Genomic DNA, 23,549 nt, shown 5'->3' on the forward strand with positions numbered 1-23,549 from the left:
CCCTAGGCTGAGAGCACACTCAGCCGCCCCCCGACGCTGCACGCGAGGTGAGCATGTTCCGAAAGATCCTTGTCGCGAACCGCGGTGAAATCGCCATCCGCGCATTCCGAGCCGCCTTCGAACTGGGGGCCCGCACGGTCGCGGTGTTCCCCTACGAGGATCGCAATTCGCTGCATCGGCTGAAGGCCGACGAGGCGTATCAGATCGGCGAGGTCGGGCATCCGGTGCGGGCCTACCTCGACGTCGACGAGATCATCCGGGTCGCGCGCGAGAGCGGCGCCGACGCCATCTACCCCGGCTACGGCTTCCTGTCCGAGAACCCCGAGCTCGCTGAGAAGGCCGCCGCGAACGGCATCACCTTCATCGGCCCGCCGGCCTCGGTGCTCGAGATGGCGGGCAACAAGGTCACGGCCAAGCACCACGCGATCGCCGCGGGCGTCCCGGTGCTCCGCTCCACCGAGGCGTCCGACGATGTCGACACCCTCGTCGGTCAGGCCGCCGACATCGGCTTCCCCATCTTCGTCAAGGCCGTCGCCGGTGGCGGGGGACGAGGGATGCGGCGGGTCGAGACCCCCGCCGAGCTTCCGCCCGCCCTGGCCGAGGCCATGCGCGAGGCCCACAGCGCGTTCGGCGATGCGCGCGTCTTCCTCGAGCAGGCGGTGCAGCGGCCCCGCCACGTCGAAGTGCAGGTGCTCGCCGACGCTGCGGGCACGACGGTGCACCTGTTCGAGCGCGACTGCTCGGTGCAGCGTCGTCATCAGAAGGTGATCGAGATCGCCCCGGCGCCGAACCTCGACGACACGGTCCGCCAGGACCTGCACCGCTACGCGATCGCCTTCGCCGAGTCGATCGGTTACCAGAACGCCGGCACTGTGGAGTTCCTGCTCGAGACCGCCGGGCCGCGCATCGGCGAGGTCGTCTTCATCGAGATGAACCCGCGCATCCAGGTCGAGCACACCGTCACCGAGGAGGTGACCGACGTCGACCTCGTGCAGTCGCAGATGCGCATCGCGGCCGGTCAGACCCTCGACGAGCTCGGCCTCACGCAGGACCGGATGCACCTGCGCGGCGCCGCCCTGCAGTGCCGCATCACGACCGAGGACCCCACGCAGGGCTTCCGCCCCGACACCGGCAAGATCACGACCTACCGCTCACCGGGCGGTGCGGGCATCCGCCTCGACGGCGGCACGACGGCGGCCGGCTCGCAGGTCAGCCCGCACTTCGACTCGATGCTGGCCAAGCTGACGTGCCGCGGCCGTGACTTCGGCGCCGCGGTGCTGCGCGCCCGCCGCGCCCTCGCGGAGTTCCGCATCCGCGGCGTCTCCACCAACATCTCGTTCCTGCAGGCGGTGCTCGACGACGACGCGTTCGTCGCCGGCGACGTCAGCACCTCCTTCATCGACGAGCGCCCCGAGCTGCTCAAGGGCCGCGCGTCGAAGGACCGCGGCACGAAGATCCTCAACTGGCTCGTCGACACCACCGTGAACAAGCCCAACGGCGAGAACCCGGTGACCGTCGACCCCCGGGCGAAGCTCCCCGCGATCGACCTGCACGCCCCCGCCCCCGCGGGATCGCGCCAGCGGCTGCAGGAGCTCGGCCCTGTCGGCTTCGCCCAGGCGCTGCGCGCGCAGACGTCGCTGGCCGTGACCGAGACCACGTTCCGCGACGCGCACCAGTCGCTGCTGGCGACCCGCGTGCGCACGAAGGACCTCGCGGCCGTCGCGCCCTACGTCGCGCGTATGACCCCCGAGCTGCTGTCGGTCGAGGCGTGGGGCGGGGCCACCTACGACGTGGCCCTCCGCTTCCTCGGCGAAGACCCGTGGGAGCGCCTCGACAAGCTGCGCACCGCACTGCCGAACATCGCGATCCAGATGCTGCTGCGCGGGCGCAACACCGTCGGCTACACGCCCTACCCGACCGAGGTCACCGACGCGTTCGTCCACGAGGCCGCCGCGAGCGGCATCGACATCTTCCGGATCTTCGACGCCCTCAACGACGTGTCGCAGATGCGCCCCGCGATCGACGCGGTGCTCGCCACCGGCACCTCGATCGCCGAGGTCGCCGTCTGCTACACCGGCGACCTGCTGAATCCGGGCGAGGACCTCTACACACTCGACTACTACCTGCGCCTGGCCGAGCAGATCGTGGATGCCGGGGCTCACGTCCTCGCGATCAAGGACATGGCGGGCCTCCTGCGCCCCGCGGCGGCCGCGCGGCTCGTGTCGGCGCTCCGCGAGCGCTTCGATCTGCCCGTTCACGTCCACACGCACGACACCGCGGGAGGACAGCTGGCGACGCTGCTCGCCGCGAGTGCCGCCGGAGCGGACGCCGTGGACGCGGCATCCGCCCCCATGTCGGGAACGACCAGCCAGCCGTCGCTGTCTGCGCTCGTCGCCGCGCTCGCGCACACCGAGCGGGACACCGGAATCGACCTCGGCGCCGTGAGCGACCTCGAGCCCTACTGGGAGGCCGTGCGCCACCTGTACAGCCCGTTCGAGTCGGGGCTTCCGGGCCCCACCGGTCGCGTGTACCACCACGAGATCCCCGGCGGACAGCTGTCGAACCTGCGCCAGCAGGCGATCGCACTCGGACTGTCGGAGGACTTCGAGCTCATCGAGGACATGTACGCCGCGGCGAACCGCATCCTCGGTCGCGTGCCGAAGGTGACGCCCTCGTCGAAGGTCGTCGGCGACCTCGCGCTGCACCTCGCCGCCGTCAAGGCGGACCCGGCGGACTTCGAGGAGAACCCCCACAAATACGACGTTCCGGACTCGGTCGTCGGCTTCATGGCGGGCGAGCTCGGCGATCTGCCGGGCGGCTGGCCCGAGCCCTTCCGCACGAAGGTGCTGCAGGGCCGGACGGTCGACATCGCGGTCACCCCGTTGACGGATGCCGAGACCGCAGCCCTCGACGGCGATTCGTCCTCGCGTCGCGACATGCTCAACCAGCTGCTGTTCCCCGCGCCCACCCGCGCGTTCCAGCAGACCCGCGAGGTGTTCGGCGACCTGAGCGTGCTCGACACCGCCGACTATCTGTACGGCATCGCCGCGGGTACCGAGCACGTGGTCGAGATCGAGCGCGGCGTGCAGCTCTTCGTCGGCCTCGAGGCGATCGGCGCGGCCGACGACAAGGGCATGCGCACCGTCATGACGACCCTCAACGGCCAGCTGCGACCGGTGTTCGTCCGCGACCGGAGCATCGAGGTCGAGGCGCGGCAGGCAGAGAAGGCCGACACCACGAAGCCGGGCCAGGTCGCCGCGCCGTTCTCGGGGGTCGTCACGGTCAAGTCCGCTGTCGGAGACACCGTCGAAGCCGGTCAGCCGGTGGCCTCGATCGAGGCTATGAAGATGGAGGCGGCCATCACCGCGCCCATCGACGGGGTCGTCGAACGGCTCGCGATCGGGGCGACGCAGCAGGTGGAGGCGGGCGACCTTTTGGTCGTCATCCGTCCGGCGCATTAGCCTGGGGGGCGGCGTGAGTGCACCCGGCACGCCCCTTGCTACTTGGAGATGCCCTCAGTGACGCTCGACCGACCCGACCACACACCGCACGAGGACGACGAGAACGCCGTCCTCGAAGAGACCGGTGGAATCGACACGGCCTCGCTCGGCTTCCTCGGCGGGGCCACCGAACAGGTGGCCGTCGTGATGCCCGCGCAGTCCGATGACGACTGGTCCGATGACGACGTGACCGGCGACGAGCTGCCGCACGATGTGCCCGCGGTGACCGCCGAGGGCGAGATCGTCGAAGACGACGCGCAGTCGTCGACGGATGCCGCACCCGACGCGTGGGCGCTCGCGCACCCGTCCGACGACATCACCGACGCGGACGTGATCGAAGACGACGTGCCCTCGTCGGGCTTCGCGCCCGCGGCCGAGGCGGAGTCAGAGTACGCGTTCGCGTCGCCTGAAGCCGAGACCGTCGCGCCGGAGTACGAGTCCGCGGCGCCCGAGTCCGAGCCCGCTCGCCCCGAGGTCGAGCCGTCCGCACCGCAGCGTGCGGCATCCGATGCGGGGGAGCACCCGGTGGAGACCGGCAGCACGTCCGTGCCCGCACCCGCCCCCGTTGCCCACGCCGCGTCGAACCTCGACGCGGCTGCCTCGGCGCCGCAGGCCGCCCCGGCCACGGGATCCACGCCCGTCGGCGCCCCGCCCGCGCCCACCGTGCCGGCGGCGACCGCCGCGGCGACGCCGCCCGCGCGTCGCGCCGAGCTCGGCCGGCGTGACCACCGTTCCCCGCGTCCCGAGGTCACGCTCGCGTCGAAGCGGCTCGGTGAGTTCGAAGCCGACCGCGAGACCGCCGACCTGCTCACCGCGGATCGTCTGCTCGACCCCACCCACGTCGCGCGCCCCGAGCCCGAGGGCGCCTGGCAGCACCTCGTCTACACGCTCTCGGGTCACCGCATCAACCTCGGCGACAGCAAGCGCGCCCGTGCCCGCAAAGAGCTCGACGGCCGCATCGCCGCCCCGCTCACCGGCGGCGCCCGCTTCGTGCCGGTGCTCTCGCGCAAGGGCGGAGTCGGCAAGACCACCGTCACGACCCTGCTGGGGCAGGCCCTCGCGGATGCCCGCGACGACCGCGTCATCGCGATCGACGCCAACCCCGACCGCGGCACCCTGGCCGAGCGCATCGCACGCGCCAGCGGCAAGACGGTCCGCGATCTCGTGCGTGCACGCGACGAGGTGGTCGGCTACAACGACCTCTCGGCGATCGTCGCGCGCGACGAGACGCGGCTGGACGTCATCGCGTCGGACACCGACCCCCACGTCGCCGAGGCCTTCAGCGACGAGGATTATGACGACGTCGCCTCGCTGGCCGCGCATTACTACTCCATCGTCCTCACCGACACCGGCACCGGGATCGTGCACTCGGTCATGGGGGCGACGCTCGACCGCTCCGATCAGCTCGTGATCGTGTCGGGGCTGAGCGTGGACGAGGCCCGCCTCGCGTCCGAGACCCTCACGTGGCTCGAGACCAACGGCTACGCCGAGCGGGTGCGGAACGCCGTCGTCGTGCTCAACAACTCGCGCCCCGGCACGCCGCTCGTGCGTCCCGAGGAGCTCGACTCCCACTTCCGCTCGCGCGTCCGCGCCGTCGTGCGGATGCCGTACGACCCGCACATCGCCGCCGGGAGCGCGATCCACTACCGCGACCTCGCCCCCGAGACGCGGCAGGCCGCTCGCGAGCTCGCCGCGGTGATCGTGGAGGGTCTGCGCTCGATGGCTTCGGCGGCGTAACCCCGCCATGGCAGTCCGACCCATCCGCGTCTTCGGCGACCCCGTCCTGCGAGCTCCGAGCGCGCCCATCGAGACCATCGACGACGGCGTCCGCGCGCTCGTGCGCGATCTGCTCGACACCGTGGAGCTGCCCGGCCGCGCCGGTGTGGCCGCGCCGCAGATCGGCGTGAACCTGCGCGCCTTCAGCTACAACATCGACGGCGACATCGGGTACGTGCTGAATCCCGTGCTCGTCGAGGTCTCGGGCGACCCCCAGCCCACGGGCGAAGGCTGCCTCTCGGTGCCCGGACTCTGGCACGATGCGCTCCGCCACCCGTGGGCGAAGGTCATCGGCATCGACCTCGACGGCAACGAGGTCGTGCTCGAGGGGGAGGGCCTGATGGCCCAGGCCCTGCAGCACGAGACCGACCATCTCGACGGCATGCTCTACCTGCAGCGGCTCACGCCCGAGGAGCGCAGGCTCGCGATGAAGGAGATCCGCGAGTCGGACTGGTTCTGACGCGCGGAGCCCCACACCTCCGAAGAGGCGTGGGGCTCCGGCATCCGCTCCGCCTTACGGCAGCGAGACGTTCGACGTGTTGACGGGCGCGGCGTAGATCTCGTCGATGTCCTTGGCGAAGTCCGACATGATCACGTTGCGCTTGATGCTCATCTTCGGCGTGAGGTGACCGCTGGCCTCACTCCACTCGGTGGGGAGGATCGTGAACTTTCGGATCGACTCGGCCCGCGAAACGCGCTTGTTGGCGATGTCGACGGCCTTCTGCACCTCGGCGCGCACGGCCTCGTTCTTCGCCGCCTCCTCCAGGGACATGTCGCCCGGCAGACCGTTGTTCGACAGCCACGTCGGCAGCATCTCGGAATCGAGGGTGATCAGCGCCGAGATGAACGGCTTCTGGTCACCGACGACGACGACCTGGCCGACGATCGGGTTGGAGCGGATGGGGTCCTCGAGCGCCGCGGGAGCGACGTTCTTGCCGCCGGCGGTGACGATGATCTCCTTCTTGCGGCCGGTGATCGTGAGGAAGCCCTCGCTGTCGAACGAGCCGATGTCGCCGGTGCGGAACCAGTCGCCGTCGAACGCCTCGGCGGTCGCCTCGGGGTTGCGCCAGTACTCCTTGAAGACGTTGATGCCGCGCACCTCGATCTCGCCGTCCTCGCCGAGGCGAACGCCGACGCCGGGGAGCACGGGGCCGACGGTGCCGATCTTCGACTTCGTCGCGAGGTTCACCGTCGCCGGCGCGGTGGTCTCGGTGAGACCGTAGCCCTCGAGGATCGTCACGCCCAAGCTGTGGAAGAAGTGTCCGAGGCGCTCACCCAGCGGCGCCGAGCCCGACACGGCGTAGACGACCTTGCCGCCCATGGCGGTGCGCAGCTTGCTGTACACGAGCTTGTCGAAGAGGCGGAACTTCAGCTGCATGCTGAGCGGGATCTTCTTGCCCTCCTGCTGCATCTTCGAGTGCTCGATCGCCGTGTGCGCGGCGGTGCGGAAGATCCGCCCCTTGCCGCCGGCCTCGGCCTTCTGCTCGGCCGAGTTGTACACCTTCTCGAACACGCGCGGGACGGCCAGCAGGAACGTCGGCTGGAAAGACCCGAGCGCCGGCAGCAGCTGCTTGGTGTCGGGCTGGTGGCCCGTCTTCACGCCGGCGTGGATGTCGAGGATGGAGATGAACCGCGCGAACACGTGCGCGGTCGTGATGAACAGCAGCGTCGACGCGCCCGGAACCGAGACGACCTCGCTGAGGGCCTTGGCGGAGTTGCGGCACAGCTCCACGAAGTTGCTGTGCGTGAGCACGCACCCCTTGGGGCGGCCGGTCGAGCCCGACGTGTAGATGAGCGTGGCGATGTCGGAGCCCACGGCGATCTGCCGGCGGCGCTGGATCTCGTCGTCGCTGACACCGGTTCCCTCGGACACCAGCGTGTCGAGGTCGCCGCGGTGCATCTCCCACGCCTTCCGCACGAGCGGAAGGTCGGCCTGGACCTCTTCGAGGCGCGAGGTGTGGTCGGCGGACTCGGTGATGCAGGCGATCGCGCCGGAGTCCGAGAGGATCCACGAGATCTGGTCGGGCGAGCTGGTCTCGTAGATCGGGACCATGACCGCGCCGGCGTAGAAGAGGGCGAAGTCGACGAGCGTCCAGTCGTAGGTGGTCTTGGCGATGAAGCCGACCTTGTCGCCGGGCTCGATGCCGGCGGCGACCAGGCCCTTGGCCAGCGCGATCACCTGCTTCTCGAAGTCGGCGGCGGTGACGTCGCGCCAGCCGTCGCCGTCGGGAACGGCGAAGAGGGCGAGATTCGGGGTCGCTTTGACGCGCTCGGCGAGGAGGTCGGACACCCCCGCCTGGGGGTCGGCTGTGACGACGGCGGGGACTTCGAATTGGACCACGGCAACTCCTTCGGTACCGGTCGGGCAAGGGGGAGGTCGTGATCGAGTCTAACCACACGGCTCGGCGTCACAGCGGCAGTGCGCGGGACGCGCCGCGGCTAGACTGCAAGGCGCCGTCGCGCCCGCGCCGGCCGGAGGGAGTGCGGTGTTCAGGGTCGGAATCGACATCGGCGGAACCAAGATCGCCGGCGGCGTGGTGGATGAGACCGGACGGATCATCGAGAAGGTCCGCGTCGACACCCCGACCGACACCGTCGAACTCGCCGACGCCGTCGTGAACATGGTCCGTCACCTCTCGCTGCACCACGAGGTCGTCGCCACCGGCGTCGCCGCCGCCGGGTTCATCGACCGCGATCGCGCGACCGTCATCCACGCCCCGAACATCGCATGGCGCAACGAGCCCCTCAAGGCCATCTTCGAGAGCCGCCTCGGCATGCCCGTCGCGATCGAGAACGACGCCAACGCCGCCGGCTGGGCCGAGTTCCGCTACGGCGCCGGCCGCGACGTCGACCACATGATGATGCTGACCATGGGCACCGGCGTCGGCGGCGCGGTCATCCTCGACGGCAAGCTCTACCGCGGCGGCCACGGCATCGGCGGCGAACTCGGCCACGTGCGCTTCACCCGCGACGGACTCCCGTGCGGCTGCGGGCAGAACGGCTGCCTCGAGCAGTACGCGTCGGGGCGCGCCCTGCAGCGCGAGGCGAACAGCATCGCGGATGCCGGGGGCATCGGCGCGGGACTGGCCGCGCTCCGCGCCGAGAAGGGCACCATCAGCGGTCCGGCCATCTCGCGGCTCGTGCTTGCGGGCGACGAGGGCGCCGTCGAGGCGCTCCGCCGCGTCGCGACCGCTCTCGGCGAGGCGTGCGGCGGCTTCCAGGCCGCCCTCGACCCGGAGCTCTTCGTCATCGGCGGCGGCGTCGCCCAGCTCGGCGAGGATCTTCTCGGTCCCGTGCGGCTGGCGTACGAGACGTCGCTGCCGGGCTACGGCGACCGCCCCGTCGCCGAGTTCGCCATCGCCCAGCTCGGCAACGACGCCGGTCTGATCGGCGCCGCGGATCTGGCGGTCGTGGAGGCCTGACGATGTTCTACTGGCTGATGAAGTACGTGGTGATCGGACCGATCGTGAAGGCGATCTTCCGCCCGTGGATCGTCGGCCGCCGGAACGTCCCCGCCACGGGCGGCGCCATCCTCGCGAGCAACCACCTGTCGTTCGTCGACTCCGTCATCCTGCCGCTCATGATCGACCGGCCGGTGTCCTTCCTCGCCAAGAGCGACTACTTCACCGGCAAAGGTCTCAAGGGCTGGGCGACCCGCGTCTTCTTCAAAGCGACCGGACAACTGCCGATCGACCGCTCCGGCGGTAAGGCCTCCGAGGCATCGCTCAACACCGGACTGCAGGTGCTCGGCGGGGGAGACCTGCTCGGCATCTACCCCGAGGGCACACGCAGCCCCGACGGCAAGCTGTACCGGGGTCGCACCGGCATCGCCCGCATGGCGCTCGAGGCGGGTGTGCCCGTCGTGCCGCTGGTCATGGTCGACACCGACACGATGCTGCCCATCGGCCACCGCGTGCCCCGCGTCGTGCGGGTGGGCATCGTCATCGGCGAGCCGCTGGATTTCTCGCGCTACGCCGGCATGGAATCCGACCGCTACATCCTCCGCTCGATCACGGACGAGATCATGGTCGCCCTGCAGCGACTCGGCGAGCAGGAGTACGAGGACGTGTACGCCTCGACGGTCAAGGACCGGCTGAAGCCCCGCGCCGTCGCCACCCGCTGAACCCGCTCGACGCGGCGCGCGGGGCAGGGCGGCGACGCCGCCGACACAGGGCGGTGACGCCCGGCGTCATGCGGCGGATCGGCGCCTGGGTGCGCGACTAGAATCGAGGGATGCTTCAGCAGATCGACGCGCTCGACCACTGGCGGACCCTGCCCATCAAGCAGCAGCCGAAGTGGCCCGACGCGGAGGCGGTCGCCGCGGTCTCGGCAGAGATCGCCACGCTCCCGCCGCTGGTGTTCGCCGGCGAGGTGGACAACCTCCGCGAGCGACTGGCGCGCGCGGCATCCGGTCGGGCTTTCCTGCTGCAGGGCGGCGACTGCGCCGAGACCTTCGCGGGCGCGACGGCCGAGCAGATCCGCAACCGCATCAAGACCGTCCTGCAGATGGCGGTCGTGCTGACCTACGGCGCCTCGATGCCGATCGTGAAGATGGGGCGCATGGCGGGTCAGTTCGCCAAGCCCCGCTCGAGCGATTCCGAGACCCGCGGCGACGTGACGCTCCCCGCCTACCGCGGCGACATCGTCAACGGGTTCGACTTCACCGAGGGCTCGCGTCAGGCAGACCCGCAGCGTCTGCTGAAGGGCTACCACACCGCCGCGTCGACGATCAATCTGATCCGTGCGTTCACACAGGGTGGCTTCGCCGACCTTCGCGAGGTGCACTCGTGGAACAAGGGCTTCGCGCAGAACCCCGCGAACCAGCAGTACGAGCGCCTGGCGTCCGAGATCGATCGCGCCATCAAGTTCATGGAAGCCGCCGGAGCGAACTTCGACGAGCTGCGTGGGGTGGAGTTCTACACCGGGCACGAGGGCCTGCTCATGGACTACGAGCGCCCCATGACCCGCATCGACTCGCGCACCGGCACGCCGTACAACACGTCGGCGCACTTCCTGTGGATCGGCGAGCGCACCCGCGAGCTCGACGGCGCGCACGTGGATTACTTCTCCAAGATCCGCAACCCGATCGGCGTGAAGCTCGGTCCGACCACCTCGGCCGACACCGCCCTCGCGCTCATCGACAAGCTCGACCCCGAGCGCGAGCCCGGGCGGCTGACCTTCATCACGCGCATGGGAGCGGGCAAGATCCGCGACGCGCTTCCGCCGCTGCTCGAGGCCGTGCGCGACGCCGGCGCCACGCCGCTGTGGGTCACCGACCCGATGCACGGCAACGGCATCACCACCCCCACCGGCTACAAGACGCGTCGCTTCGACGACGTCGTGGACGAGGTCCGCGGGTTCTTCGAGGCGCACCGTGCCGTCGGGACCTTCCCGGGCGGCATCCACGTCGAACTCACCGGCGATGACGTCACCGAGTGCCTCGGCGGGTCGGAGATGATCGACGAGGCCACCCTCGCGACGCGGTACGAGTCGCTGTGCGACCCGCGCCTGAATCACATGCAGTCGCTGGAACTGGCGTTCCTCGTGGCCGAGGAGCTCGAGAAGCGCTGACCTGCGCGGGGCGCGCTTCTGCGGCTGCAGGGTCGCGGGCGCTCGTGTGCGCGTGTCGTCTGGTGCGTGAGCCGTCAGCTGTGTCGGGTTCGCGCGGGTCGCGGTGACACGAGTGACGGCTCAGTGCGGGATGTGGGGGCGGCATCCGGCCCGGCTCGGGCGGGTGCGGACGCGGACTCGGGCGGCTGTGGGGTCGCGAGCGCTGCGGTGCGCGAGCCGTCACGTGTGTCGGGTTCGCGCGCGTCGCGGTGACACAAGTGACGGCTCAGTGAGGGCTGTGGGGGCGGCATCCGGCCCGGCGGGGTCTCTTGATGCGTGAGCCGTCGGTCGTGTCGGGTTCGGGTGGGTTGGGGCGACCGGAGTGACGGCTCGGTGAGGGGCTGTGGGGGGCGGCATCCGGCCCGGCTCGTGCGGGTGCGGACGCGGGCTCGGGCGGCTGTGGGGTCGCGAGCGCTCCGGTGCGCGAGCCGTCACGTGTGTCGCGATTGCGGCCGCGGAGGCGACACCAATGACGGCTCAGCGAACGTGACGGCCGCGTGCGCGGCGCTTATCTCCAGGGGTGTGGAGAACTCGGCGGCCGTGTCGCCGCGGCCGGGCAGGATCGACGGATGCCGAGGCCCCCACGCGACCCCCTGCCCGACCCGCTCGGGAGCGGACCCTTCGAGTTCGGCGAGGCGCGCGAGGCCGACATCGGGCGCGGCCGACTGCGGCGCGATGACATCTCGCATCCGCACCGCGGGCTCTACGTCCCCGCAGGCACGGTGCCCGAGGGGATCGAAGGTCGTTGCGAAGCGCTGCTCCCTTTGCTGGGTCCCGGCCAGTGGTTCAGTCACGCGACGGCGGCGCGATTGTGGGGGATGCCGCTTCCGAAGCCCTACCGCGACGACGAGACGCTCCATGTGATCTCGCTCGCCGACGGCGAGGCCAACGGCCGGTCGCTCCGGATGCGCAGGCCGGGTGTGTCCGGCTGGGAGGGTCGGAGCGCGCGGGGTGAGGTGCGCGGCATCCTGCCCGTCATCAGCCCTGCGGACGTGTGGGGTCAGCTCGCGACGCGTGGAGCGACCGCCATGGGGGTCACGCTCACGCGGGAATGGCTGGTGGCGGTCGGCGATCACCTGCTCACGGGGCCGCGTGTGAACGGTCGGCGTCATCCGCTGTGCACGCGGGCGCAGTTGGAGGACGCCGCCGCCCGGCGTCGCGGTGCGAGAGGCGCGCGGGCATTGGAGTGGGCGCTCGAGCGGGTGCGCGAACCGGTCGACTCCCCGAAAGAGACGCAGCTGCGGATGGGACTGGTGGCGCTCGGGCTTCCCGAGCCGGAAGTCCAGGTCGCGGTCGACACCGCCGAGGGCGTTCAGCATGCGGATAGTGAGACTGTTCGTGCTGGTGTTCTCAGGGGTCCTGACCCTCACAGCGATGGACGCGCAAGGATGCTGGTGCCGGGTGTTCTCAGGGGTTCCTGACCCTCACGCCGATCGACAACTGCTGTCTTTCCACGGATCTGTCGGTCCCCTGAGAACACCCGGTGAGGCGTCACGCCTCGCCGCCGGAGTGACCTAAGGAGAGCCTGCGCCAACAGGTGCTCATCACTGTCTTGTCCGCCGGTCTGGTCGAGCGCGGTGCCGTTCCCCGCCCATGCGTACAGATCGGAGCACGACATGACCATCATCCCCGACGCCGGCAAGCAACCTCAATCGCGAACGTTGGTGTTCGCCGGCGTCGACACTCACAAGGAGATCCACGTCGCCGCGGTCGTCGACGAGACCGGGACGGTTCTCGGGACGCATAGCTTCTCCACGACTCGCGCGGGCTACCGGGCTCTGCTGGCATGGGTGCGCAGTCACGGCGTGTTGGTGCGGATCGGGATCGAGGGCACCGGCTCTTACGGCGCAGGCCTCACCCGGCATCTCGCGAAGAACGACGTGACGGTCCTCGAGGTCGACCGGCCGGATCGATCAGACCGCCGCCGGAAAGGCAAGGATGATGATCTGGACGCTATCAACGCTGCCCGCGCCGCACTCCACGAACGCCGCACCACGATCCCGAAGTCCAAAGACGGTGCGGTCGAAGCCCTGAGAATCCTGCGTGTCGCGCGCGCTCAGGCAGTCCGTGAACGACGCAACACGCTGCAACTGCTGCGGATGTCGATCGTCGCCGCACCCGACGAAGTCCGCGACCAGATCCGTAACCTCACCCGCATGCAACTGATCCGTCACCTCGCCGCATGGCGTCCCGACGTCTCGAATGCGACCGATCCCGTCGTCGCCTACCGGGTTGCGTTGAAGTCGTTCGGCCGCCGATACCTCGAGCTCACTGACGAGATCGTCGATCTGGACGACCTGATCAACCCCATCGTCCAAGCCCTCGCCCCGCAGCTACTCGAACGCGTCGGGATCGGCATCGAGGTCGCCGGGCAGCTACTGGTCACCGCCGGCGATAACCCCGAGCGCATGAAGTCCGAAGCCGCGTTCGCGATGCTCTGCGGCGTCTCCCCTCTGCCCGCCTCATCCGGGATGACGCAACGACACCGGCTCAACCGGGGCGGCGACCGGCAAGCCAACCGCGCACTCCACCTCGCCGTGATCAGTCGCCTCAGGCTCGACCCGAGGACAAAAGCCTACGCAGCGAAGAAGACCGCCGAGGGGCATTCCAAGATGGAGATCATCCGCTGCCTCAAGCGCTACCTCGCCCGCGAGGTCTACTTCCTCCTCAACCCCGGCATCGAACACATCACCCCGAACACGAAACCGAGGAGAATCGCCGCTTGACTCTTAGGAGAGCATCCTCGGCTATCGGCACGCGCGGCTGCTGCTCGAGTACCAGGGCGAGGAGCACCGCGTGTCGCGCCGACGGTGGCTGCGGGACCTCCGGCGGGTTCAGCTGATGCAGGACGCCGGTTTCCACGTGATGCTCGTCGGTGCCGACGACGTCGACGATGCCGACGCCGGCAGGGCGGACGCAGGGGACGCGGTGGGGCCGGGTGCCACGTCGGGTTCGGGGTCTGGTTCGGGGTCTGGTTCCTCGGGAGATTCGGCCGCGGGATTCGGGCCTCTGCCCGGCCCCGGCCTCGTCGCCCTTTCCGCTCGCGTTCGGCGGGCCCTGGCTGGGGAGTCGTTCGGACGCTGAGCCCGGCGCCGGATTCGAGTTCGCGAGCCGTCACGTGTGTCGGGTGCGGCTGCCACGGGGTGACATACGTGACGGCCCGTGCCCCGGCCCCCGGCTCGTGCCGTGGCCCACCCGGCTCGTGCCCTGGCCTACCCGGCTCGTGCCCTGGCCCACCCGGCCCGCGCCCAGACACCCACCGGATGCCGCGACTCACACCCGCGGTATCCCCCCAACCCCACTGAGCCGTCACTCGTGTCAGCGCGCCGCGCCCGAACCCGGCACACGTGACGGCTCGCGAACGCGAACGCGTCAGCCGGTGGCGGTGACCCTGATGTAGACGCGGGCTCCGCGCACGACCATCTCGCCGGCAGCAGGGTCGGAGCCGGTCACCTGGGTCAGGGAGTTGGGGATGGCGGCCCAGAAGACGGCGTAGTCGACCTGGAAGCCCTCGGCCTCGAGCGCGGCGATGGCGTCGTCGCGGGTCATGTCGACGACGTTCGGCACGGCGAACAGCGGGGGACCGGTCGACACGATGAGACGCACGGTGTCGCCGGGGCGCCAGCTTCCGCCGCCGTCGCGCTCGGCGATTCCGATCACGCGGCCCGCGCCGATGGACTCGCTGGTCTGTGCGATGACGTCGCCCGCCACCTCGAGTCCCGCGTTCTGCAGTTCGCTGCGCGCGGCGTCCTCGCTGTCGCCGACGACGTCGGGCACGGGACCGAGCGACACCCACAGGGTCGCCTCGTCGCCCTCGTTCGCGGTGCACCCCTCGCCGCACGCGATGTCGTCCCCACCGGCGGCCGGATGAATGAGCACGCCGAGCACGGTGCCGGGGGCCTCGCCGCGGAAGTACTTCGCCGTGTCCTCGCGAGGGGTGATGCCGTATCCGGTGAGCGCGTTGCGCGCCTCACCCTCGGAGCGACCCATGAGCCCCGCCACCTCCACCTCGGCGGGCCCGAGCGAGACGAACACGGTGACGGTGGTCTCTTTGTCGACGCGTGCGCCCGAACCGGGCTCGCTCTCGATGATCCGACCCGCTTCGACCTCGAGGCTGCTGCGGCCCTCCTCCTCGGCGAGGAGCCCCTCGTCGGCGAGCACGGCCTGCGCCTCGGAGAAGCTGAGGCCCTCGACCTGCGGCACGGCGACCAGCGAACCGGGACCGGAGCCGAACCACCACCCCGCCGCCCCGGCGAGACCTGCCAGCACCAGCACGAGCGCGACGAGCCACGCGCCCTTCGCCTGGCGCCGCCTGGTCGCGCGCCGAAGGCGGGTGGCGTTGTCGCCGTCGTCGACCGTGGCGATCGGGCCGGTCGGAGCGACCGGCATGACGGCGGTGAGCTCGTCGGTCGAACCGGTGTCGTGCGTGACGCTGGTGGTGCCGGTGCGGGTGACCTGCGGCGTGATGCCGAGCTCGCGTTCGATGTCGCGCAGCCGGTCGAGCATCTCCCGAGCATCGGAGGGCCGTTCGTCGGGACTCTTCTCGGTGGACCACAGCACGAGCTCGTCGAGCTGCTCGGGCACTCCCGGGTTCTTCACGCTCGGGCGCGGCACCGAGTCGGTGGCGTGCTGGAACGCGATCTGCATCGGCTGCTCGCCCTTGTAGGGCTGTTCGCCGGTGAGCATCTCGTACAGCATGATGCCGAGCGCGTAGATGTCGCTGCGCGCGTCCGCTGTGCCACGGGTGACCAGTTCGGGGGCGAGGTAGGCGATCGTTCCGAGCAGCTGGGCTCCGGTGGCGGTGTTGGCCGTGGTGGCGCGCGCGAGCCCGAAGTCGCCGATCTTGACGCGGCCGTCCTCGGCCAGCAGCACGTTCTCGGGCTTGACGTCGCGGTGCACGATGCCCGCACGGTGCGCGGCGGCGAGACCCGAGAGGACGGCATCCATGATCGTGATCGCCTGCGGCACCGAGAGGCGCCGCTGCTCGCGGAGCAGCTCGCGCAACGTGATGCCGGGCAGGTACTCCATCACGAGGTAGGCGATCTCGCCGTCCTGGCCCTGGTCGAAGACGTTCACGACGTGCGGGTCGGCCAGGCGGGCGGCGGCACGTGCCTCTTGGATGAACCGGCTCTGGAAGACCGTGTCATCGCTCAGATGGCCGTGCATCACCTTCAGGGCGATGCGCCGCTCGAGCCGCAGATCCGTCGCGACGTACACCGTCGCCATCCCGCCCCGGGCGATACGAGCGCGGACGCGATACCGGCCGTCGACCAGACGGCCGATCAGCGGGTCCGTCTGCTGGCTCGTGTTCACGCTCAGAGTCTACGGATGCCTGGCCGTGAGCCCGCGGAACGGCTCACCCCCTGGTGGTGCTTCACCCGAGAGCGGCGAGCCACTGGTACGAGGGCTTCTCCCACTTCGCATACCGCTTGGGGTACGCCGAGATCTGCACCGCCTGGGCGGCATCCGCGTAGGACATGCTCTGCCACCCGGGGATGTCGAGGAGGCCACGCGTGCGGGAGCCGTTCGGGTCGCTCGGTCCGCCGAAGAACGCCTTGATCGAGTACACGCGGTCGCGCACCTGCGCCGCGGTGCCCCAGCCGCTGCTCGGTCGCTGCTGGAACAGCCCGAGCGAGTCGCGGTCGCCCCAGTCGAGGTTGCGGATCCACGACTCCTGCATCGCGGTGCCGAGGGCGATGGCGATGCCGCGGTCGGGGACGCCGAGCTCGCGACCCACCTGGATGATGAGCCGGGCGTTGTCGACTTGCTCGGCATCGAGCCCGGCGATCGAGGCGACCGGCACGACGAGCTTCTGACCGGGGTAGATGATCGACGAGGTCGAGAGGCCGTTGGCGGCGAGCACGGCCGCGGTCGAGAGCTTGTAGCGGACGGCGATGGCGTAGATGGTGTCGCCGGCGCGGACGGTGTGGCTGCCCAGCGCCGTGGTCACCGCGGCGTTCGTCATGCCCGACGCAGCGGACGCGGCGGGCGCGGGCTGGGGAGCGGACGCGACTGCGGCGCCGGGGATCCGGAGCCTCTGGCCGGGGTAGATGATCGACGACCAGCCGAGGCCGTTCGCCGAGAAGACGGCGCCGACCGACACCTTGTGACGTGCGGCGATCGAGCTGATGGTGTCGCCCGCACGGACGGTGTGGGTGGTCGCGGCCGAGGCGGGCTTGGGTGCGGCTGCCGCGGCGGGCGCGGCGGCACCCCCGCTCAGCTTCAGCACCTGCCCGGGGTAGATGACCGACTTCCAGGTGAGTCCGTTGAGGCTGAGGACGTCCTGCGTGCGCAGGCCGTGCCGTGCGGCGATGGTGCTCACGGTGTCCCCGGGCCGCACCTTGTAGGTGCGCGGGGCGGATGCTGCGGCCACCGGCGCCGCAGCGGGCGCGGTCGTGGGTGCGGTGAACACGCCGCCGGCTCCGCGCTGCATGCGATCCGACGCGGGGGAGGGCTCGACGGCCACCGCGGCGGGCGCGGCGGTCAGCGCAAGCGCGATCGAGCCGGCGACCACCGCCGGAAGTCCCGCGGACACGGTCGCCGGGATGCGGCCTCGTCGGATGTCACGTCGCACAGTGCCCCCTCGGGTGGATTGAGAAGAACCGTGTCACGTATGTGTACAGGTGTCAACATGTGCTATCCACTGGGGCTGGTGCGACTGCTGTGGCGAAAGTGATGTCAACGGGCGGTGATGAGGTCTCGCAGAAGTGGAATAGTGGCAGGGTGAACGCTGAATCCGCGCCTCGCATCGAAACCACCTGGCTCTCGCTTCCCGAACTCGTCGACATCCTCGGCGAGCCGCTCGGGCGCGTCCGGAAGCTCCTCGACGAGCACTACCTGATCGGGTCGCGCCGCGACGGCGCGGTGAAGGTGCCCGCGGTCTTCCTCAAGGACGACCGGCCACTGTCGTCACTGCGGGGGACCGTCATCGTTCTGCACGATGCGGGCTTCAGCGACGACGAGGCGATCGACTGGCTGCTGACCGCCGATGAGACCATCGGCGTCGCCCCGATCGAGGCGCTGCAGGCGGGTCGCAAGAGCGAAGTGCGCCGCGTGGCGCGCACGCTGGCCTGACCCGACGTCAGCTCAGGTGACCCGCACGGTCGCCGCGCGCAGCAGGTCCCGCAGTCGGCCGACGGCGGCGTTCTCGAGCCGCGCGCCGGCGAGTGCGCGATCGGCCTCGCGCGCGAAGTCGGTGATGAGCGTCTCGACGCGCTCGAGCGCGCCGGTGTCGATGATCGTCTGCTGCAACGACGCCACCTGACCCGCCTCGAGCGTCGGATCGCCGAGCATCTCGTCCATGATCCGCCGGGCGGGAAGCGGAAGGCGCTCGCGGGCGTAGGCAATCAGCACCGTCCGCTTCCCCTCGCGCAGGTCGTCGCCCGAGGGCTTGCCGGTCTCGCTGGCATCGCCGAAGACGCCGAGCACGTCGTCACGCAGCTGGAAGGCCATGCCGAGCGGGTGCCCGAAGCGCGCGAGGGCATCCGCCTGCGCGTGGTCCGCGCCCGCCAGCGCGGCTCCGATGGCGAGAGGCTGCTGCACGCTGTACCGCGCGGACTTCAGCGACGCCACGCGCAGCGCGCGCTCGGCGTGCCGCTCGTCGGGCTCGCTCACGAACGCCGACTCCTCGGCGATGTCGAGGAACTGGCCGATCGTCACCTCCTGGCGCATGACCGTGTACTCGCCGCGCGCCGCGCGCGTCGTCCCGGGGGGAGCCGTCGCCAGACCCTCGTCCAGCAGGTCGGCACTCCACGCCACGAGGAGGTCGCCGAGCAGGATCGCGCCCGACCTGCCGAAGGAGTCCGGGTCGCCGGTCCACCCGGCTGCCCGGTGCGCGGACTCGAGGGAGCGGTGGGCTGCGGGCCGCCCGCGCCGGGTGTCGGAGTTGTCGATGATGTCGTCGTGGACGAGCGCGGCCGCGTGGAAGATCTCGAGGGCGGCCGCCGCCGCGAGGACGTCCTCGCTCGGTTCGGGCGCTGCGCCACCTGCGCCGGCGACGGCCTGCCATCCCGCGAGGCAGAAACGGCCGCGCAGGCGCTTGCCCCCGCTGAGCGCGGTCGCCGCGGCGTCGATCAGGAGTCGGGCCTCGTCACCCAGACCCGCCGTGGCCTCCCGCTGTGCGGCCACGAACGTGTCCAGTCGCTGGGAAATCGCTTGAATCGGGTCGTGGGAGGGGCGCACGGGCCTAGCCTAGTGATCAGACGCACGCGTAGAATCGTGCGATATCCGAGCACTTAGAGGGGGACGCATGCCACTCTCCGAACAGGAGCAGCGCCTGCTCGATGAGATGGAACGCCATCTCATGCACAACGACGCCGACGTCGTCACCGCGCCTCGCGACGGCCGCAGCCTGAGCTACCGCAACATCGTCTACGGCACGATCCTCGTGCTGCTGGGGCTCGGCGGTCTGCTGGTGGGCGTGTCCGTGCCGCTCATCGTCGTCGGCGTCATCGGCTTCATCGTGATGCTGGCCGGCGTCGTCCTCGCCGTCACCCCGAGCCGGAATCCGCTGAAGGCCGTCCCCTCCGACAGCGCCCGCCCGGCTCGAGCTCCCTCCCCGCGCTCCTCGTTCATGGACCGCATGAACGACCGGTGGGACCGTCGCCAAGAGCGCTGACCCGCCCGCCCACCCCCTCGAAAAGCACCGACCTCCGGGTCGGTGCTTTTTTTGTGCCCAGGGGAGCGTGGGGGGAGAATTCCTCATCACAGGGGTGTCTAAGTGGAGGAAAGTGGAGTAAAGTGGCGTCAAGCCGTCGGGGGGCGGAGGAGAGGGGGGAGCCGACATGCTGCTCGGTACCCACACTCCGAAGCTCGACGACAAGGGCCGGGTCATCCTGCCCTCGAAGTTCCGTGACGATCTGGGCGGCGGCGTGGTGGTGACCCGCGGTCAGGATCGCTGCCTCTACGTCTTCAGCACGGAGGAGTTCGAAAGAGTGCACGAGCGCATCCGCGAAGCTCCGCTGGCCAACAAGCAGGCCCGCGACTTCCTGCGGATGTTCCTCTCGGGGGCAAGCGCCGAGAAGCCCGACAGCCAGAACCGCATCACCATCCCCCCGCCGCTGCGCGCCTACGCCGGGCTCGAGAAGGAGCTCGTCGTGACGGGTGTGGGGGCACACGCCGAGATCTGGAACGCCGACGCGTGGAACGCCTACGCGGAGAGCAACGAAGAGACGTACGCCGAGCTGGAGCAGGAGGTGATCCCGGGCCTGTTCTGAGCCCTCGATCCTGACTCCCAGCCGCTCCCGCCCTGTCGCACTTCCCCGGCGCCAGGTCCGAGCGGATGGGGATCAGGGTCTAGGGACAAGGCCCTGCCATCATGAGCCTCCGCGATATCCACACCCCGGTCCTCCTCGAGCGCTGCGTCGAACTCCTCGCCCCTGCGCTGGAGCGCCCCGGCGCCGTCTTCGTCGATGCCACGCTCGGCATGGGCGGTCACTCCGAGGCATTCCTCGAGCGGTTCCCCGGCATCCACCTCATCGGTCTCGATCGCGACCAGGACGCCCTGCGGATCGCGGGCGAGCGCCTGGCGCGTTTCGGCGACCGGGTCACGCTGGTCCACACGGTCTACGACGGCATCGCCGAGGCGGTGACCGGCGCCGGGTTCGACGTGGCCGACGGCATCCTCTTCGACCTGGGCGTCTCGTCCCTTCAGCTCGACGTCGCCGATCGGGGATTCGCGTACTCGCAGGATGCCCCACTCGACATGCGCATGGACCAGTCGGCCGGCACGACGGCGGCCGACATCCTCGCCACCTACGGCGAGGGCGATCTGCGTCGCATCTTCGAGCGCTACGGCGAGGAGAAGCTCGCCGGCCGCTACGCGCGGGCGATCATCGCCGCCCGCGCCGAGTCGCCCATCGACCGTTCGGGTCGCCTGGTCGAGATCCTCATCGCGGCGACCCCGTACGCCGCGCAGCGCTCCGGGCACCCCGCCAAGCGGGTCTTCCAGGCGCTGCGCATCGAGGTCAACCGCGAGCTCGCGGTTCTGGAGCGCGCGGTGCCGGCTGCCCTCGACATCCTGCCGGTGGGCGGGCGCATCGTCGTGCTGTCGTACCAATCCCTCGAGGACCGTCTGGTCAAGCGCGAATTCGCGGATGCCGTGAAGTCCACCGCGCCCGCGGGTCTGCCCGTCGAGCTTCCCGAACACGCTCCCCGGTTCCGCCTGCTCGTCAAGGGCGCCGAGCTGGCGAGCGAAGAAGAACGCGCACGCAACCCGCGTGCGACCCCCGTGCGGCTGCGCGCCGCCGAGCGAGTGAGGACGTCGTCATGAGCACGATCGCCACAGCGGCCACGCTCGCACCCCAGCGGACGACGTCCCCGGGCCGGCGGCTCCACGTCGTCGCGGAGCCCCTGCCGCGGCGCCGGCCCCGGCTGGCGTACGGCATCATCGCCGTGCTCGGCGCGGTGGGGATCGCGATCGCGCAGATGTCGCTGTCGATCCTCACGACGCAGTCCTCCTACGAGATGTCGGCGCTCACCCAGCAGCAGCGAGAGCTGGACTGGCAGGCGCAGATCCTCTACGACGAGGTGGCGGGGCTCAGCTCGCCGCAGTACCTCGCGGCGAACGCCACCGCGCTGGGCATGGTGATCGAGGAGTCGCCCAACTATCTGCGCCTGAGCGACGGCAAGATCCTCGGGGTCTCCGAGGCCGCAGAGGGCCGCGCCTCGGTCAACGCCCTCGGCCGCGCCTCGGTGCCCAACGCGCTCCTCGCCGAGACGCCGCTGGTGACCGACCCGGGCGCCACGATGGCCGGAGACGCCGCCGACGGCGCGGCGATCCCCGGAACCGGGCCGACCGACACGCCGCCGCCCTTGACCGACGGCCTGCCCACTCCGAGCACACACTGACTTCATGACCTCGGCCAGCACCCGAAGCCCCCGCCGTCGCACCGTCGTAGCCCTTGCCGTCGTCCTCGCGGTCCTCGCGGGCTTCATCGTCCGGCTCGTCGACATCCAGGTCGTCAACGCCGAGGAGCACATCGACGACTCGATGTCGCACGCCCTCGCCGGCTCGCGCACGCTGTACGGATCGCGCGGAACCATCGTCGACGCGCAGGGGCAGACCCTCGCGGGCAGCGTGCTCACGTACGACGGCGTGCTGGACCCGCTCAACATCACCGGGTACGAGGAGAAGGGCGGGTTCCCGCGCGAGGTCGACGGCGAGACCGTCCGCGTCCCGTGGGCGCAGGCCGCTTCCGAGATGGCCGAGATCACGGGGCAGGATGCCGCATCCATCCGCCGCGGGGTCTCCGACTCGATCGCCGACAACCCCCAGTCGCAGTTCGCCTATCTGGCGCGCGGGCTGACCACCGAGCAGTACCGGGCGCTCGTCGACATCGGTGCGCCCTACCTGACCTTCGACCAGCACCCCGCGCGCACCTACCCGGATGGCGCGGTCGGGGGAAACCTCGTCGGCTTCATGGGCGCCGAGGGCGCCCTGGCCGGGCTCGAGCTCACCGAGGACTCGTGCCTGGCCGCCACGGACGGCCGGGTCACCTACCAGCGGGGCAAGGACGGCGTCGTGATCCCCGGCACCGCGACCACCCAGCCCGCCACGGACGGCGGAACGCTGCAGCTCACGGTCGACCGCGACCTGCAGTGGTACATGCAGCAGCTGATCGCCGAGCAGTCGCAGGCGATGCGCGCCCAGAGCGGTGCCATCCTCGTGGTCGAGATCAAGACCGGCAAGATCCGCGCGGCCGCCGAGTACCCCTCGGTCGACCCCAACGACGTCCTCGCCACCGACGCCGACGACCGCGGCAGCCGCATCTTCGGCGGCTGGTTCGAACCGGGCTCGACCTTCAAGGCCCTGACCGCCGCGACCGTCATCGACGCGGGCGGCCAGACCCCGGCATCCACCGTCGTGGCCTCGAGCACCGAGACCTTCCCCAACGGCGCGTTCGTCCGGGACTCGTTCGTCCACCCCGCCCTGGAGTACACCCTGACCGGGGTGCTCATCGACTCGTCCAACGCCGGCATCTCGAAGTTCAGCGAGACCGTCAGCCCGGCGACCCGCTACGACTACCTGAAGAAGTTCGGCATCGGCGAAGGCAGCGCCGTCGGCTTCCAGGGCGAGCAGTCCGGTCTCGTCTACCCGTCCGAGCGCTGGGACAGCCAGACGACCTACAACACTGCGTACGGTCAGGGCCTCACCACGACGATGCCCGAGCTCGCCGGCGCATACACGGCCATCGCCAACGGCGGGGTGCGCATGCCGCTGTCGCTCGTCGAGGCGTGCACGCTGCCCGACGGCACCGTCGTCGAGCCCGACCTCCCCGAGCCCACCCGGGTGGTCAGCGAGAAGACCTCCGCCCAGATGCGCGGCATCCTCGAGAACGTCTTCCTGCAGGCCACGTACGCCGATGCCGTCGAGATCCCCGGCTACCGCGTCGCCGGCAAGACGGGCACGGGCGAGAAGTCAAACGGACAGGGCGGCTACAAGGCCGGTGCGTACTACACCACGATGATCGGCTTCGCCCCGGCCGACGACCCCGAGTACCTCGTCGTCGTCACGCTGGACGAGCCGACGAAGGTAAAGTCGTCTGCGGCCAATGCGACCGCGTTCCAGCAGGCCATGACCCAGGTGCTGAAGACCTACCGCGTCATGCCCGCCACGACGGCGCCCAAGGAGCTGCCAAGGTTCGGGTGAGCACCTGGATCAGG

Annotated in this window: 18 protein-coding genes; 14 read left to right on the forward strand and 4 right to left on the reverse strand. The window is 70.4% G+C overall.

Features of this window, described 5'->3' with window-relative positions:
• Positions 1-53 precede the first annotated feature (53 nt).
• The 3 genes from Q9S36_RS28300 to Q9S36_RS28310 are packed head-to-tail and all read left to right on the forward strand — an operon-like array spanning position 54 to position 5,736.
• Positions 54-3,461 (forward strand): pyruvate carboxylase, encoded by a 3,408-nt coding sequence (locus tag Q9S36_RS28300; RefSeq protein WP_311288247.1) that lies wholly within the window; start codon positions 54-56, stop codon positions 3,459-3,461.
• 48 nt (positions 3,462-3,509) lie between these two features.
• Positions 3,510-5,237 carry an AAA family ATPase gene (locus Q9S36_RS28305; RefSeq protein WP_311288172.1) on the forward strand — a complete coding sequence of 576 codons (1,728 nt, stop codon included), beginning with the start codon at positions 3,510-3,512 and terminating at the stop codon, positions 5,235-5,237.
• Between the two features lie 7 nt (positions 5,238-5,244).
• Positions 5,245-5,736 carry a peptide deformylase gene (locus tag Q9S36_RS28310; RefSeq protein ID WP_311288173.1) on the forward strand — a complete coding sequence of 164 codons (492 nt, stop codon included), beginning with the start codon at positions 5,245-5,247 and terminating at the stop codon, positions 5,734-5,736.
• 54 nt (positions 5,737-5,790) lie between these two features.
• Here Q9S36_RS28310 and Q9S36_RS28315 read toward each other — a convergent pair whose 3' ends face one another.
• On the reverse strand, positions 5,791-7,617 hold the full coding sequence (locus Q9S36_RS28315) for a long-chain fatty acid--CoA ligase (RefSeq protein ID WP_311288174.1): 1,827 nt from the start codon (positions 7,615-7,617) through the stop codon (positions 5,791-5,793).
• A gap of 145 nt (positions 7,618-7,762) precedes the next feature.
• Here Q9S36_RS28315 and Q9S36_RS28320 point away from each other — a divergent pair, with 145 nt between their 5' ends.
• The 5 genes from Q9S36_RS28320 to Q9S36_RS28340 all read left to right on the forward strand — a co-directional run bounded on the left by Q9S36_RS28320 (position 7,763) and on the right by Q9S36_RS28340 (position 13,612).
• Entirely contained in the window at positions 7,763-8,698 is a 936-nt protein-coding gene (locus Q9S36_RS28320; RefSeq protein ID WP_311288175.1) for an ROK family glucokinase, read from the forward strand.
• A 2-nt stretch (positions 8,699-8,700) separates the two neighbouring features.
• Entirely contained in the window at positions 8,701-9,399 is a 699-nt protein-coding gene (locus Q9S36_RS28325; protein WP_251449467.1) for a 1-acyl-sn-glycerol-3-phosphate acyltransferase, read from the forward strand.
• Positions 9,400-9,509: 110 nt separating this feature from the next.
• Complete coding sequence (locus Q9S36_RS28330; protein ID WP_251449468.1) at positions 9,510-10,847, forward strand: class II 3-deoxy-7-phosphoheptulonate synthase; 1,338 nt, start codon at positions 9,510-9,512, stop codon at positions 10,845-10,847.
• Between the two features lie 536 nt (positions 10,848-11,383).
• Positions 11,384-12,307 (forward strand): hypothetical protein, encoded by a 924-nt coding sequence (locus Q9S36_RS28335; RefSeq protein WP_311288176.1) that lies wholly within the window; start codon positions 11,384-11,386, stop codon positions 12,305-12,307.
• A 195-nt stretch (positions 12,308-12,502) separates the two neighbouring features.
• Positions 12,503-13,612 (forward strand): IS110 family transposase, encoded by a 1,110-nt coding sequence (locus tag Q9S36_RS28340; RefSeq protein ID WP_311288177.1) that lies wholly within the window; start codon positions 12,503-12,505, stop codon positions 13,610-13,612.
• Positions 13,613-14,258: 646 nt separating this feature from the next.
• On the opposite strand, the gene pknB is transcribed toward Q9S36_RS28340, so the two are convergent.
• Together pknB and Q9S36_RS28350 are read right to left on the reverse strand one after the other, a co-directional pair.
• Positions 14,259-16,199, reverse strand: coding sequence for a Stk1 family PASTA domain-containing Ser/Thr kinase (gene pknB, locus Q9S36_RS28345; protein ID WP_311288178.1), 1,941 nt, complete (start codon positions 16,197-16,199; stop codon positions 14,259-14,261).
• Positions 16,200-16,260: 61 nt separating this feature from the next.
• Positions 16,261-17,460, reverse strand: a complete 1,200-nt coding sequence (locus tag Q9S36_RS28350; protein ID WP_311288179.1) for a LysM peptidoglycan-binding domain-containing protein — start codon at positions 17,458-17,460, stop codon at positions 16,261-16,263.
• Between the two features lie 173 nt (positions 17,461-17,633).
• On the opposite strand from Q9S36_RS28350, the gene Q9S36_RS28355 reads away from it, so the two are divergent.
• Positions 17,634-17,960: an Rv2175c family DNA-binding protein gene (locus Q9S36_RS28355; RefSeq protein WP_251451413.1), complete on the forward strand. Its 327-nt coding sequence runs from the start codon at positions 17,634-17,636 to the stop codon at positions 17,958-17,960.
• A 12-nt stretch (positions 17,961-17,972) separates the two neighbouring features.
• Here the strand turns inward: Q9S36_RS28355 and Q9S36_RS28360 are convergent, their stop codons facing one another.
• Positions 17,973-19,067 carry a polyprenyl synthetase family protein gene (locus tag Q9S36_RS28360; protein ID WP_311288180.1) on the reverse strand — a complete coding sequence of 365 codons (1,095 nt, stop codon included), beginning with the start codon at positions 19,065-19,067 and terminating at the stop codon, positions 17,973-17,975.
• Between the two features lie 67 nt (positions 19,068-19,134).
• On the opposite strand from Q9S36_RS28360, the gene Q9S36_RS28365 reads away from it, so the two are divergent.
• The 5 genes from Q9S36_RS28365 to Q9S36_RS28385 all read left to right on the forward strand — a co-directional run bounded on the left by Q9S36_RS28365 (position 19,135) and on the right by Q9S36_RS28385 (position 23,535).
• The gene (locus Q9S36_RS28365; protein ID WP_311288181.1) at positions 19,135-19,503 is read left to right on the forward strand and encodes a DUF3040 domain-containing protein; all 369 of its coding nucleotides are present in this window, start codon (positions 19,135-19,137) and stop codon (positions 19,501-19,503) included.
• Between the two features lie 166 nt (positions 19,504-19,669).
• Complete coding sequence (mraZ, locus tag Q9S36_RS28370; protein WP_311288182.1) at positions 19,670-20,101, forward strand: division/cell wall cluster transcriptional repressor MraZ; 432 nt, start codon at positions 19,670-19,672, stop codon at positions 20,099-20,101.
• A 101-nt stretch (positions 20,102-20,202) separates the two neighbouring features.
• The gene (gene rsmH / locus Q9S36_RS28375; protein WP_311288183.1) at positions 20,203-21,156 is read left to right on the forward strand and encodes a 16S rRNA (cytosine(1402)-N(4))-methyltransferase RsmH; all 954 of its coding nucleotides are present in this window, start codon (positions 20,203-20,205) and stop codon (positions 21,154-21,156) included.
• Positions 21,153-21,734, forward strand: a complete 582-nt coding sequence (locus tag Q9S36_RS28380) for a hypothetical protein (RefSeq protein ID WP_311288184.1) — start codon at positions 21,153-21,155, stop codon at positions 21,732-21,734. Before rsmH ends, Q9S36_RS28380 begins: the two co-directional genes overlap by 4 nt.
• A gap of 4 nt (positions 21,735-21,738) precedes the next feature.
• Complete coding sequence (locus Q9S36_RS28385) at positions 21,739-23,535, forward strand: penicillin-binding protein 2 (protein WP_311288185.1); 1,797 nt, start codon at positions 21,739-21,741, stop codon at positions 23,533-23,535.
• Positions 23,536-23,549 lie beyond the last annotated feature (14 nt).

Source organism: Microbacterium sp. ARD31 (genome assembly GCF_031844425.1).